The organism is Geobacter sulfurreducens PCA (genome assembly GCF_000007985.2).
In the GTDB taxonomy this organism is placed as follows: domain Bacteria; phylum Desulfobacterota; class Desulfuromonadia; order Geobacterales; family Geobacteraceae; genus Geobacter; species Geobacter sulfurreducens.
This window is the reverse complement of sequence record NC_002939.5, coordinates 1,984,863-1,997,554: the sequence shown is the minus strand read 5'-3', so window position 1 is coordinate 1,997,554 and position 12,692 is coordinate 1,984,863. Positions and strand designations below refer to the sequence as shown.

Sequence of the window (12,692 nt, the reverse complement as noted above, 5' to 3'; positions counted from 1 at the left end):
TACGTTATACGTCGACACGTTGCCACAGGGGGGCGGCACGAGGTTACGGGTGTCAAGGAGGATGCCATGGTACGTCAACCAGCAGTGGCCGGACAGTTCTATACCGACGATCCCCGCAGGCTCAGGGAGGAGCTCGGCCACCTGATCCGGCCCGTGCCTGCCCCGCGCCGCGTAACCGGCGTCATCGCCCCCCACGCCGGCTATATGTATTCCGGCGCCATTGCCGGCGCCGTCTACGGTTCGATTGTCATCCCCCGCACCGTTGTCATCCTCGGACCCAACCATCATGGCCTTGGCGCTGCCGCCTCGCTCTACCCCGACGGAACATGGTTGTCGCCTCTGGGGGAGGTCCCGATCGAGCAGCGGCTTTCCTCGCTCGTTCTTGAACACGTGCCCCAGGCGGAACCCGATGTAATTGCCCACCGCTTCGAACATTCGCTGGAGGTGCAGGTGCCGTTCCTGCGCTATCTCAATAGTGATGTTGCCATTGTACCGATGTGTCTGGGTGGCGGCGGGTATGGCTGGTGTCGCCAGGTGGGGGAGGGGCTGGCCCGGGCAATTGCTGCCTATGGCGAGGAGGTCCTGATCGTGGCGAGCTCCGACATGACCCATTACGAGTCGGCGGAGAGTGCCCGGCTCAAGGATGAGGCCGCGCTTTCGTGTGTGCTGGCGCTGGACGCCGAAGGGTTGTTAAAGGTGTGCCGGCAACGGGGCATAACCATGTGCGGGGTGATCCCGTCGACGGTCATGCTGGTGGCGGCTCGGGAGCTCGGCGCGTCCCGGGCGGAACTGATCAGGTACGGAACCAGTGGCGATGTCACGGGGGACAACAGGCAGGTGGTTGCCTACGCGGCGGTTGCGGTCTATTAAGCCTACTCTTCCTTGGATATCCTGACCACCTGCAGAACGCCGGGCATCCGCTCCAGGGTGGGGGCATCCAGGGTTTCCGTGTCACCGATGACACCGATGATGGTTCGGTTGGCGCCGGTGGACTGGTGGATGTCGAAGTTGCGGTTGATCAGATATTCCTTTATCTTCACGAGCGCCTCTTCATCGGCGCTTTTTTTCATGATGATGAGCATGATGGCTCCTTCCTGCCGTCGGATTCCCCGCGGTGCGTCATTATTCGTTCCAGTCGCCGCGATTCGTCAATGACCCGTTCGAAAAGCCGCACAATGGCTCCGTCGTCCAGGGGACCGGTGTTTTCCCGTTGCATCCGCTCGAAGATCTTTTTTTCCCGGGTCGGGTCATAGACCGGCAACCCCTTGTCTTTCTTGATGGCACCGATTTCCAGGGCAAGCCCTGCCCGACGGTTGAAGATCCGCAGCAGTTCGCTGTCCAGCCGGTCGATTTCCTGGCGTATCTGGTCTATGGTCATTGCCGCCTCAGAATTGCTTCTTGATGAAGGTATCGTGTCTGCAGTGGATGTCGTCGCGTTCCGGGTAGTTGATGGTGTAGTGGAGTCCCCGGGATTCCTTGCGCTGGAGAGCGCACTTGACGATGAGTTCGGCCACGGTGGCGATGTTGCGCAGCTCGATCAGGTCGGAAGTTACGGTGAAGTTCCAGTAGTAATCCTCGATTTCCTCCTGGATGAGGCGGATGCGCCGCAGGGCACGCTCCAGCCGCTTGTCGGAACGGACGATTCCCACGTAATTCCACATAAAGCGCCGTATTTCGTCCCAGTTCTGGGAGACGACCACCATCTCGTCGCTATCCGTGGCAGTGCCTGAATCCCACTCGGGAATGACCGGGAATTCGAAGTGGTTCTGCCGCAGTTCCTCCACTGCGTGCTGATAGGCGCGTCCGGCATAGACCGCGGCCTCAAGCAGGGAGTTGCTCGCCAGGCGGTTTGCCCCGTGCAGGCCGGTGAAGGCGGCTTCGCCGATCGCATAAAGGTAGCGGATATCGGTTTCGCCGTTGGCATCCACGGCCACCCCACCGCAGAGATAGTGTGCTGCGGGAACCACCGGCAGCGGATCCCTGGTCATGTCGAGCCCAAACTCAAGGCAGGTCTGGTAGATGTTGGGGAAGCGATTTCTGACGTACTCGGGGTCCTTGTGGGTAATGTCAAGGAAGACGCAGTCTTCCCCATGGGTTTTCATCTCGTTGTCGATGGCCCGCGCCACGATGTCGCGAGGAGCCAGGTCCTTGAGCTTGTGATATTTTTCCATGAACGCGGTGCCGTCGCGACGCCGCAGAATCGCCCCTTCGCCACGCACCGCCTCGGATATGAGGAAGGATTTTGCATGGGGGTGGTAAAGGGTGGTGGGGTGGAACTGCATGAACTCCATATTGGCGATGGTGGCGCCGGCACGGTAGGCCATGGCGACGCCATCGCCCGTGGCCACGTCGGGATTGCAGGTGTAGAGATAGACCTTGCCCGCCCCGCCGGTGGCAAGCAGGGTGATCTTGGCGGTGAATGTTCTCACGACATTGTCTTCGATACCGAGGACATGAGCGCCGAGGCAGCGGTTGGGGGCCACCCGCTTGCGGGTCACTTTCGCCTCTGTGATGAGGTCGATGGCAATATGGTGTTCGTAAATGCGGATGTTGGGGTTTTCCCGGGCCGCCGCCACCAGCGCCCGCTCGATTTCGCGGCCGGTGACGTCGTCGGCGTGCAGGATGCGCCGCTGGCTGTGACCGCCCTCGCGGGTCAGGTCGAAGGCCTCGCCGCTGCGGGTAAACTGCACTCCCCATTCGATCAGGTTCCTGATGACCTTCGGGCCTTCCTCCACCACCATTCTGACCACGTCTTCGTGGCAGATACCCGCGCCGGCGACCAGGGTGTCTTCCACGTGAGCGTCAAAAGTATCGTCTTGGGAAAAAACCGATGCGATTCCACCTTGGGCGTAATTCGTCGCCGACTCGGTTACTTCGCGTTTTGTCACTATTGCGACGGTTCCATGACGCGCTGCCTGGAGCGCGAAGGCGAGGCCGGCGATTCCGCTGCCAATGACCAGAAAATCGCTCTGGATCTTCATTGCGTGTCTCCTAGAAGGGAAAGGAAAAGTAACAGCAGGGTTTGTGTGTAAACGGAATAACTGGGCGATTATTCTCCCCCGTCTGTGGTTTGTCAAGGGTTTTGGGCGCTTGGGCGATGTGCGGCTCCCTTTGGGTTGCATTGGCAATCGCGTTGGTCTATATTTTGAATGGCTTTACGCAGCGGCGCATGCCATAACCGCTGTGGAGGTGTAATGACAAAGACGTTGACGATCATGTTGCTGGCAGGGGCGATGATCTGTTCTGCAGCAGTCGCGCCGGCCCGCGCCGACATCTACCGTTACGAGGATGAAGAGGGGGTCGTCCATTTTACCGACGCCCCCACCGATAAGCGCTTCAAGGTCTTCATGCGCGACATCAAGCGCGACAAGAAGCTCCGGACAACCTTTCGGCTGGCTAATTGCGCCCGCGATCCCAAGGAGTTCGAGCCGATTATCGATCAGTGCGCCCTTGAATTCGGTGTCGACCGTTCCCTGGTAAAAGCGGTTATTCACGCTGAATCGGGCTATAATCCCAATGCTTTGTCCCCCAAGGGGGCCAGCGGCCTGATGCAGCTGATGCCGAAAACAGCCAAGGACCTGAAGGTTGCCAACTCCTTTGACCCCAAGGATAACATCAAGGGGGGAGTGCGTTATCTCCGCTTCCTCCTTGATACATTCAAGGGGGATGTGACCCTGGCCCTAGCCGCTTACAATGCCGGCATGTCGAGGGTTGCCCAGTACGGAGGCGTCCCCCCGTACCAGGAAACCCGCACCTATATTGATCGGGTGCTCAGTTACCAGAAATCCTACCAGACGAATTGAGACAGCCAATGGCCCCCGAATCCGCCAGCACCATCTGGAACGTGCCCAATATCCTGACCCTTGTCCGAATTGCCCTGATTCCGGTCATGGCGGTACTGTTGCTTTCGCCCTCGAAAGAAGCGGGCTTCTGGGCAGCAGCGGTTTTCGCAATAGCCTCGGTCACCGACTGGCTGGACGGCTACCTGGCGCGCAAGATGGAGATCGTCACGGTGTTCGGCAAGTTTCTCGATCCCATTGCCGACAAGCTGATGGTGATGGCGGCACTGATCATGGTTCTTCCCTTCAACAGAATACCCGCCTGGATGGTGCTGGTCATCCTTGGCAGAGAAATCATCATTACGGGCCTGCGCGGCATCGCCTCCACCGAAGGGATCGTCATCCCGGCCAGTGATCTGGGTAAATTCAAGACCATCTTTCAGATCGTGGCCATCCTCGGCATCCTGCTCCACTTCGATTACCACTGGTTCTTCGGCATCGATCATCCCTATCTTTACGTAAATATGCATAACGTGGGGATGTTCTACCTCTGGATCGCCACCATCATTACCATCTGGTCCGGTGTCGACTACCTCGTCAAGTTCACCAAGGTTATTGCCCGCTAGCGGGTGCTATTTGTCCAGCGGCACCGGTTCGCAGACATTGTCGGCCGAGTTAGCCTCAGCACCGCACATGAAACAGGATACCGTGGGCGATGATGTCAGGTGCCGGACTTCGTCCATGAGTCCCTTGCTCTTGAGGACGCAGAGATGTCCCTGATGTTTTTCTCCGCAACTGCATGCAGTTTGCTCAGCCATGACGTGTTTTCCTTTCTCTACGATGCTGTTTTTGTTCAAAGTTTTACATGGTCCCGCGAAGGGCGCATTTTTTCATGCAAAGTTGCTGTCTGTCAAGCCGGTATCCCGGAAGCGGCCTTGGCTGGCTCATCGATGCCATTTTTTGACGTTGACAGGAGATGACAAAACCGGTATAAACCAAAGTCCGATTTGATGATCGGCGGCGTCGCCAAGTGGTAAGGCAAAGGTCTGCAAAACCTTTATTCACCGGTTCAAATCCGGTCGCCGCCTCCAGTACGCAAAAGGGGCTAGCTCATGCTAGCCCCTTTTTTGTTTTTCACAACGGATCGGCCATGGAACCTGATGATAAAGGGGGTTTCGGTTTTGCAACGGACGGATTTTTCTGTTACGATACCCCTTCAATTCCACCGGCAGCAAGGTTTTTCCCATGTCCGAACTTACTCCCATGATGCGCCAATATCTGGAGATCAAGGCTGATCATCCTGACGCGATCCTCTTTTTTCGTCTGGGCGATTTCTACGAAATGTTCCTTGACGATGCGGTCAAGGCATCGCGTATCCTTGACATCACCCTGACTTCGCGCAACAAGGGGGGCGACGGTGCCGACATTCCACTCTGCGGTGTCCCTTTTCATTCGGCGGCACCGTATATCGCCAAACTGGTCGAGGCGGGCGAGAAGGTCGCCATCTGCGAACAGGTCGAGGACCCAAAAAGCGTCAAGGGGATCGTCAAGCGGGAAGTGGTCAAGGTGGTTACCCCTGGCCTGGTGATTGACGCCGAAAGCCTTTCTCCCAAGGAGAATAATTATCTTCTGTCTCTTTTCCCCGGCCCGGACCGCTGGGGGGTTGCCTATCTCGATCTCTCCACAGGTGATTTCCGAGTAACCGAAACTGATTCAGCCGATGCCGCGTGGGCGGAGGTCGCCTGCGTCAACCCCCGTGAAATCCTGATGCCCCTTTCGTTCAGGGACGGGGGGGCGGGGAGTGAACGCCCGGACCTGGCGGCGGGGCGGATGCTCAGCTATGTTGATGAATGGGTGTACGACGCCGAGTATGCCGAACGCATGGTGCGTAATCATTTTGGTGTCGCCTCTGCGGAGGCGGCTGGGTGCGGCAGCATGGACTGCGGCCTCAGGGCCGTTGCCGCGGTGCTCCACTATCTGCAGCAGACCCAAAAGGGGGACGTTCGCCATATCAGCTACCTTCAGGCGTACCGTACCCAGGAGTTCCTGGTGCTGGACGAGTCTTCCCGGCGCAACCTGGAGCTGAACGCCACCATTGGCGATGGAAAGCGGCGCGGCTCTCTCCTTGGCTTGCTGGACCGGACCGTGACGGCAATGGGGGGGAGGAAGCTCAAACAGTGGATTAATTATCCGCTTGTATCCATAGAAAAAATAAACGAACGACTTGATGCGGTCGAGGAGCTGGTCGCTGATGCCGAGTTCAGGCAGGGGGTTCGGGCGGCCCTTGACGGCGTCTATGACCTGGAGCGGCTTAACGGCCGGATCAGCCTCGCTTCGGCTTCGGCCAAAGATCTGGTCGCCCTGCGCGCTTCCCTGGTACGGTTGCCGTCGCTCATTGCCCTTCTGACGCCGGCAGCCTCAACGCTCCTGGCCAGATTGCGCGACGGGATTGATCTCCTCGCGGACGTGGAGGAGCTGATCGGCCGTGGCATCGTGCCAGATCCTCCCTTTGTTCTCCGTGAAGGGGGGATCATCGCGCAAGGGTACCACTCCGAGCTTGACGAACTACGCAGCATCAGCCGGGAAGGGAAGGGGTTCATTGCCCGCCTTGAAGCCCAGGAAAAGGCGCGCACCGGTATTTCGTCGCTCAAGGTTCGCTACAATAAGGTGTTTGGTTATTACATCGAGGTGACCAAGTCGAACCTGTCAGCCATCCCGGACGACTACATCCGGCGCCAGACCCTGGCCAATGCCGAGCGTTTCATCACGCCTGAGCTGAAAGAGTACGAGGAAAAAGTGCTCGGGGCCGAAGACAGGATCGTTGAGCTGGAATACGCACTCTTCCAGGATATCCGCCAGCGGGTGGCGGCCCAGGGGGAGCGGATCGCCCGCACTGCGGACCGGCTTGCGACTCTGGACGTGCTGGCGGCCCTGGCCGACGTGGCCCACGACCATCGCTATGTCAGGCCGACGGTGGACGAAGGGGACGCCATCGTCGTCACCGGCGGCCGCCATCCCGTGGTGGAAGCCCTGAACCGGTCCGAGCGGTTTGTTGCCAATGATGTGCAGCTCGACAACGGTGAGAACCAGTTGGTCATCATCACTGGTCCCAACATGGCCGGTAAGTCGACCTTCATGCGACAGGTGGCCCTGATTGTTCTCATGGCCCAGACGGGGTCCTTCGTGCCTGCCGACGAAGCCAGCATCGGCGTGGTCGACCGCATCTTCACCCGGGTCGGCGCATCGGACAATCTGGCGCGGGGCCAGTCGACCTTCATGGTCGAGATGATGGAAACCGCGGCGATTCTGCGCAATGCAACGCCGCGCAGCTTGGTCGTGCTCGATGAGATCGGCCGGGGAACATCCACCTTCGATGGTGTTTCCATTGCCTGGGCCGTGGCCGAGTATCTGCACGACACGGAGCGGTGTGCGGCAAAGACCCTCTTTGCCACCCACTACCACGAACTGACCGAGCTTGCGGTGACACGCAACCGGGTCAAGAACTGTAATGTGGCGGTGAAGGAGTGGAACGATCAGGTAATCTTTCTCCGCAAGATCGTCGAGGGAGGGGCCTCCCACTCCTACGGTATTCAGGTGGCCCGCTTGGCCGGACTTCCGCAGGAGGTTATCGAGCGGGCCAAAGAGATTCTCCATAACCTCGAAAAGGGAGAGTATGCCGAAGGGGGCATACCGCGCATCGCCCGGGGGAAAAGGGCCGGAGCGCCGAAGCCGTCGCCGCAGCTGTCCCTCTTCGACCAGGGGGACGACCTGCTGCGTCGCCGGATTGCTGGTTTGAATATTGCAGCTCTCACCCCCCTTGAAGCGCTCAATATCCTGGACGAATTGAAAAGGATGGTCTGAGGTCGTGATGCGAAGCACGCTGGCATATGGTTTCTTTTTGGTACTGATGTCCCTGAGTCTGCTCTTCGCTGCGGAGATTCACGCAAAGGAGGAGAAAACCTCGAAAAAAGGTACGGTGACCAAGGAGGCGGCACGAAAGAAGACTTCTACGACCAAGGCGGCCGAGACGAAAAAGGCCGGGGCCGATTCACGGACGGCCGGAACCACCACGGCCGCTGAAAGTGCCGGTGCTACAACCGGCGAGGCGCGGGCCCAGGTAACGGAGATCCGCTACTGGTCGAATCCTGATTACACGCGGGTTGCCATAACCTTGGACCGTGAGGTGCGGTTTGAATCCAACCAGATCAAGCAGCATGTGTCCGACGCCAATCCTTCTCGCATTTACATCGATCTGAACGCTTCGCGCCTCGGTCCCGGCGTGAAGGATCTTTCTATCGGCGACGGCCTGCTGAAGACCGCCCGCGTGGGCCAGTACCGCGCTGACGTGGTACGGGTAGTGCTCGATGTTGAAAATGTCAAGGATTACAAGGTATTTCCCCTGTCGGATCCCTTCCGGATCATCATTGATGTGAAGGGGGTGCGTCCCCTGGAGATCAGCCGTCTCACGGAGCAAATCCAGCCGGCCCCGGCAGTGGCGGCCGAACCGAAAAAAATCGAGCCGAGGGACGAGAAGCCCCGTGTTGGAGCCCGTTTCAAACCGGGCAAAATCAGGCGCATCGTGGTGGATCCGGGCCACGGCGGCCACGATCCAGGCGCGGTGGGCGCCCATGGGACCCAAGAGAAGAACGTGGTGCTGGCCATCGGGCTCAAGCTGGCGGAGAAACTTCGCGATGAGCTCGGTATTGATGTGGTCATGACCCGTTCCACTGACGTTTTCATTCCCCTGGAGGAGCGAACCGCCATCGCCAATAAGGTGAACGCCGACCTCTTTGTGTCCATTCATGCCAATGCCTCGCTCAACCGGGGGGCATCGGGCATCGAAACCTATTATCTCAACCTGGCGAAGACCGAGAAGGCTGCACAGCTGGCGGCCCGCGAGAACGGTACGTCCCTGGAAAAGGTGAGCCTTCTCCAGGCGATCCTCTTCGACCTCATGGCCAACTACAAGCTCAATGATTCCGCCCATCTGGCCGAGGAGGTCCAGAAGGCTCTCTACCGTAAGCTCCACGGGCAGTATCCGTCCACCAGGAACCTGGGAGTCAAGCAGGGCCCGTTCTATGTGCTTGTTGGCGCCACCATGCCGAGCATCCTCGTAGAGACGGCATTCATCAGCAATGAGGCCGAAGAAGAGCGCCTCAAGGATTCTTCTTACCAGGAGCAAGCCGCCGAGGGCATCCTGGAGGGAGTCAAGGGGTACATCTCCAGCCTCAAGTAAACGGCAGTCGGAACTCGCACCCTAAGACATCGAGGTGATATGCAATTCGACATCGACCGATACTTTCCCGACACCTCCCAGGAGAGCGGTGACTCCGGCCGGGCATCCTTTGAGGAAAAGCGCCCGCTCTACCTTGCCGCCAGCAAGCATTTCCTCACTCATTACCGCGAGGAGATCAAATCCGTCCACCGCGGCGGGGCGGCCGGCACCACGGTAGTGAAGCATATCACCGCCATGACCGATACCCTCATCCGCAAGCTTTTCCGGAGCATCACGCGGGACGTGGCCCAGCCGGGGAGGGGCCGCGAGCACCTGACGCTCATGGCCATCGGCGGCTATGGGCGAGGCGAACTGAACCCCCATTCGGACATTGACCTGATGTTCCTCTATGGCGGCAAGGATGCCGCGAGGGTAGAGGATATTGCCCAGAAGCTCCTCTATTTCCTGTGGGACATGCGCCTGGATGTTGGGTATTCCGTCCGCACGCTGCAGGATTGCGTGGAGATGGCCAGTTCGGATCTGACAGTACGAACCGCACTTCTGGACTCGCGGGTGCTGGCGGGCAGCCGGGTCTTTTTCCGCGAGTTCGAGAAGGTGATGCTGACCCAGATCCTGGCAAAGAAGAGTGATTCGTTCATCCGGGACAAAGTGGCGGAACTGCGCAAGCGAAGGGAGAAATACGGCTCATCGGTCTATCTTCTGGAACCCAACGTGAAGGAGAGCGAAGGGGGGCTGCGGGATCTTCATACAGCTCTCTGGGTCATGAAGATCAAGTATAAGGTGAAGGATCCCAAGGAATTGGTGGTGAAGGGGATTCTGTCCGAGGAGGAGCTTGCCTCCTATCACGAGGCTCTCTCCTATCTTTGGCGCGTCAGGAACGAACTCCACTTCCTCGCCGGCCGCAAGAACGATCAGCTCACCTTTGAGGCCCAGACGGAACTCGCGTCGTTTTTCGGCTACGAGGATTCGGCGCGGACTCTTGCCGTTGAAGAGTTCATGCGGGACTACTACCTGCACGCCAACCGGGTTGAACACTTGGCCTCATCGCTCATTGCCCGCTGCATGAGGAAGGAAGAAGGGGCCTTCAAGATCCTGGGGTACTTTATTCGCCGTCCCATCGGTGAGGGGTTTTACATCCTCAAGGGAGAGCTTGTCATCCCTGATGAATCGGTAATCGAGAAAGAGCCGGCCCGGCTCATGAAGATTTTCGAGTATGCCCAGAAGCACGGCGTGGAGATCAGCGTTGCCGTAAAGTCGCTGATCCGGAAGAATCTCCACCTGGTCAACGACAAGTTCCGACGTAGCCGAGAGGTGAACCAGTCGTTCTTTGCCATCCTCCGCAGCGATAAGGGGGTGCCCGAAACGCTCCGCCTGATGCATCATCTGGAATTCCTGAACCATTTCATTCCCGAATTCGGCCACATTTACTGCAAGGTCCAGCATGATCTCTACCATATCTACACGGTTGACATCCATTCGCTCTTTGCCGTGGAGGAGATCGTCAAGCTGCTCCGGGGAGAGCACGAAAAGGAACTGCCGCTGCTTACCTCGCTGGCACGTCAGGTAGACAAGCGGGAGCTGCTCCTGCTCGCGGTCCTGTTCCACGACATCGGCAAGGGCGAGGGGGGCGGACACGCGGAAAAAGGCGCGGCCATGATGCCCACTATTGCCCGGCGCATGGGGCTCTCCAAGGAGGATAGCGAGCGGTTGGAGTTTCTCGTGCGGCAGCATCTGCTCTTTGCTCACATTGCCCAGCGTCGCGACCTCCACGACGAGAAGATGATCGTGCAGTTCGCTCGCCAAATGGAAAAGAGCGAAAACCTGAAGATGCTCTACCTGTTGACTTATGCCGACATCAGGGCGGTGGGCACGGATGTCTGGACGGAATGGAAGGCGAGACTCCTTCAGGAATTGTACGAGAAAGCCTTTAACGTTCTCGAACGGGGCGATTTCCGGCTCGAAGCGCACAGTGAGCGGGTCAAGAAGGTCAAGCGGAAGGTTGTCGAGCTTCTGGGCGACGAGTATCCCGCCGCAGCGGTCAGGGAAGAGCTTCGCGCCATGACTATCCGACATCTTTTGTCCAACCCCGCGGCTGTCATTGCCGAGCACGTGAAGATTCTCCATGCCCTCGAACCGGGCGGTGTCCTCACGCATGTAACGCACGTGCAGGAAGGCGGCTACTCTACCTATTCCATCTGCACCTGGGATATCCCCGGCCTGTTTTCCATGATCACCGGGGTCATGGCCGCCAACGGCATCAATATTCTCGGTGCCCAGATACACACCAGCTCCAATGGTAAAGTCCTCGATATCCTTCAGGTTAATTCGCCGCAAGGATTCATGATAATCGAGGAAAGCCGCTGGAGCCGGGTCGACGAAGACCTGCGCCAGGTGCTGACCGGAAAAATTCGGGTGGCTTCCCTCGTGGCTAAGCGCCAGAGGCCGACGCTTTTGACGGAGCGGCCCAAACCCCGCTTTCCCTCGCGGGTTGATATCGACAATGAGGTGTCGTCGGACTATACCGTCATCGATATCTATACCCACGACAAGGTCGGATTGCTCTACCGGATAACAAGCACGCTCACGGATCTGGGGCTCTACATCGGAATTGCCAAGATTTCTACCAAAGTTGACCAGGTGGCGGACGTCTTTTACGTGAAGGATATCTTTGGCCACAAGATCACCAGTGTCGAGCGGCTGGAGGAGATCCGGGAAAAGCTCCGTGTCGCGGTTGAACAGCCGGAATGAATCAGCATCTGGATCTTTTTCTCGGCTATCTGGTGGTCGAGAAGGGGCTTGCCCGCAATTCGGTGGAGTCCTATGCCAGGGACCTGAGCCGTTATCTGGGGTATGTCGAGCAGCACGCGGGAGGTGATCCTGCCGCAATCCGCCCCCTCCATGTTGCGGATTTCCTGGCGCACCTCAAGGAGTCGGGACTCGGCGCCAGAAGCCGTGCCCGCGCCCTGTCCGCAGTACGGATGTTTCACCGTTTCCTGCTGGTGGAAGGGTATGCCGAAACCAATCCCACCAGCATTATTGAAGCGCCCCGCGTTCTCGCCAAGCTGCCCCAGGTCCTGACCGGCCGGGAGGTGGAGATGCTTCTGGCCGCGCCGGCCGGTGATGCCCCCATCGAGGTGCGTGACCGGGCCATGCTGGAGCTTCTCTATGCAACGGGTCTCCGGGTTTCCGAACTGGTGGGGCTGCGCACGAGGGATGTGAATACCTCAGCCGGTTACCTAATGACCGTGGGCAAGGGGGAAAAAGAGCGGCTGGTCCCCATGGGCGAATCAGCCTGTGCAGCCGTAGTGCTCTATCTTTCCTCGGCTAGGATTCAACTGGGTCGGGGCGGGGAGAGTCCCTTTCTTTTCCTGAGCAGGCTCGGTGAACGGATGACTCGCCAGGCCTTTTGGAATATAATAAAAAAGCGCTCAAGGCAGGCCGGCATTCTGAAGGGAATTTCGCCCCACACGCTCAGGCATTCGTTCGCCACCCATCTGCTCGAAAACGGGGCGGACCTACGGAGCGTGCAGGCCATGCTCGGCCATGCGGATCTCTCAACAACCCAGATTTATACGCATGTTACCCGTGAACGGCTGAAGCGTCTGCACGAACAATTCCACCCGCGCGGCTGAAACGTCGGCCAGGGGGCGGAGATGATAACGTGAAGTGAAATCGTG

11 protein-coding genes and 1 tRNA gene are annotated in these 12,692 nt (G+C 58.6%); 8 read left to right on the top strand and 4 right to left on the bottom strand.

Annotation, left to right across the window (positions count from 1 at the left end; translation table 11 throughout):
• The first annotated feature begins 66 nt into the window (after positions 1 to 66).
• Positions 67 to 870 carry an AmmeMemoRadiSam system protein B gene (amrB, locus tag GS_RS09180; RefSeq protein ID WP_010942474.1) on the top strand — a complete coding sequence of 268 codons (804 nt, stop codon included), beginning with the start codon at positions 67 to 69 and terminating at the stop codon, positions 868 to 870.
• A 2-nt stretch (positions 871 to 872) separates the two neighbouring features.
• Here the strand turns inward: amrB and GS_RS09175 are convergent, their stop codons facing one another.
• Genes GS_RS09175 through nadB form a run of 3 tightly spaced genes read right to left on the bottom strand, consistent with a single transcriptional unit; the run spans position 873 to position 2,981 of the window.
• The gene (locus GS_RS09175) at positions 873 to 1,082 is read right to left on the bottom strand and encodes a hypothetical protein (RefSeq protein ID WP_010942473.1); all 210 of its coding nucleotides are present in this window, start codon (positions 1,080 to 1,082) and stop codon (positions 873 to 875) included.
• Positions 1,067 to 1,378 carry a chorismate mutase gene (locus GS_RS09170; protein WP_010942472.1) on the bottom strand — a complete coding sequence of 104 codons (312 nt, stop codon included), beginning with the start codon at positions 1,376 to 1,378 and terminating at the stop codon, positions 1,067 to 1,069. Before GS_RS09170 ends, GS_RS09175 begins: the two co-directional genes overlap by 16 nt.
• Positions 1,379 to 1,385: 7 nt before the next feature.
• Positions 1,386 to 2,981 carry an L-aspartate oxidase gene (gene nadB / locus GS_RS09165; RefSeq protein WP_010942471.1) on the bottom strand — a complete coding sequence of 532 codons (1,596 nt, stop codon included), beginning with the start codon at positions 2,979 to 2,981 and terminating at the stop codon, positions 1,386 to 1,388.
• A 213-nt stretch (positions 2,982 to 3,194) separates the two neighbouring features.
• Between nadB and GS_RS09160 the strand changes: the two genes are divergently transcribed.
• Together GS_RS09160 and pgsA are read left to right on the top strand one after the other, a co-directional pair.
• On the top strand, positions 3,195 to 3,803 hold the full coding sequence (locus tag GS_RS09160; RefSeq protein WP_010942470.1) for a lytic transglycosylase domain-containing protein: 609 nt from the start codon (positions 3,195 to 3,197) through the stop codon (positions 3,801 to 3,803).
• A gap of 8 nt (positions 3,804 to 3,811) precedes the next feature.
• Positions 3,812 to 4,405, top strand: a complete 594-nt coding sequence (gene pgsA, locus GS_RS09155) for a CDP-diacylglycerol--glycerol-3-phosphate 3-phosphatidyltransferase (RefSeq protein ID WP_010942469.1) — start codon at positions 3,812 to 3,814, stop codon at positions 4,403 to 4,405.
• A 6-nt stretch (positions 4,406 to 4,411) separates the two neighbouring features.
• Here the strand turns inward: pgsA and GS_RS09150 are convergent, their stop codons facing one another.
• On the bottom strand, positions 4,412 to 4,597 hold the full coding sequence (locus tag GS_RS09150) for a hypothetical protein (protein ID WP_010942468.1): 186 nt from the start codon (positions 4,595 to 4,597) through the stop codon (positions 4,412 to 4,414).
• Positions 4,598 to 4,795: 198 nt separating this feature from the next.
• On the opposite strand from GS_RS09150, the gene GS_RS09145 reads away from it, so the two are divergent.
• From GS_RS09145 to xerD, 5 genes are all read left to right on the top strand, one after another.
• Positions 4,796 to 4,870, top strand: a tRNA-Cys gene (locus GS_RS09145).
• Positions 4,871 to 5,024: 154 nt separating this feature from the next.
• Complete coding sequence (gene mutS / locus GS_RS09140; RefSeq protein WP_010942467.1) at positions 5,025 to 7,640, top strand: DNA mismatch repair protein MutS; 2,616 nt, start codon at positions 5,025 to 5,027, stop codon at positions 7,638 to 7,640.
• Between the two features lie 4 nt (positions 7,641 to 7,644).
• Entirely contained in the window at positions 7,645 to 9,015 is a 1,371-nt protein-coding gene (locus GS_RS09135) for an N-acetylmuramoyl-L-alanine amidase (RefSeq protein ID WP_010942466.1), read from the top strand.
• A gap of 39 nt (positions 9,016 to 9,054) precedes the next feature.
• Positions 9,055 to 11,763 (top strand): [protein-PII] uridylyltransferase, encoded by a 2,709-nt coding sequence (glnD, locus tag GS_RS09130; protein WP_010942465.1) that lies wholly within the window; start codon positions 9,055 to 9,057, stop codon positions 11,761 to 11,763.
• On the top strand, positions 11,760 to 12,647 hold the full coding sequence (gene xerD / locus GS_RS09125) for a site-specific tyrosine recombinase XerD (protein ID WP_010942464.1): 888 nt from the start codon (positions 11,760 to 11,762) through the stop codon (positions 12,645 to 12,647). Before glnD ends, xerD begins: the two co-directional genes overlap by 4 nt.
• Positions 12,648 to 12,692 lie beyond the last annotated feature (45 nt).

Coding starts and splice junctions, on each gene's coding strand:
- amrB (WP_010942474.1), top strand. CDS start 67: ATGGTACGTCAACCAGCAGTGGCCGGACAGTTCTATACCGACGATCCC.
- GS_RS09175 (WP_010942473.1), bottom strand. CDS start 1,082: ATGCTCATCATCATGAAAAAAAGCGCCGATGAAGAGGCGCTCGTGAAG.
- GS_RS09170 (WP_010942472.1), bottom strand. CDS start 1,378: ATGACCATAGACCAGATACGCCAGGAAATCGACCGGCTGGACAGCGAA.
- nadB (WP_010942471.1), bottom strand. CDS start 2,981: ATGAAGATCCAGAGCGATTTTCTGGTCATTGGCAGCGGAATCGCCGGC.
- GS_RS09160 (WP_010942470.1), top strand. CDS start 3,195: ATGACAAAGACGTTGACGATCATGTTGCTGGCAGGGGCGATGATCTGT.
- pgsA (WP_010942469.1), top strand. CDS start 3,812: ATGGCCCCCGAATCCGCCAGCACCATCTGGAACGTGCCCAATATCCTG.
- GS_RS09150 (WP_010942468.1), bottom strand. CDS start 4,597: ATGGCTGAGCAAACTGCATGCAGTTGCGGAGAAAAACATCAGGGACAT.
- mutS (WP_010942467.1), top strand. CDS start 5,025: ATGTCCGAACTTACTCCCATGATGCGCCAATATCTGGAGATCAAGGCT.
- glnD (WP_010942465.1), top strand. CDS start 9,055: ATGCAATTCGACATCGACCGATACTTTCCCGACACCTCCCAGGAGAGC.
- xerD (WP_010942464.1), top strand. CDS start 11,760: ATGAATCAGCATCTGGATCTTTTTCTCGGCTATCTGGTGGTCGAGAAG.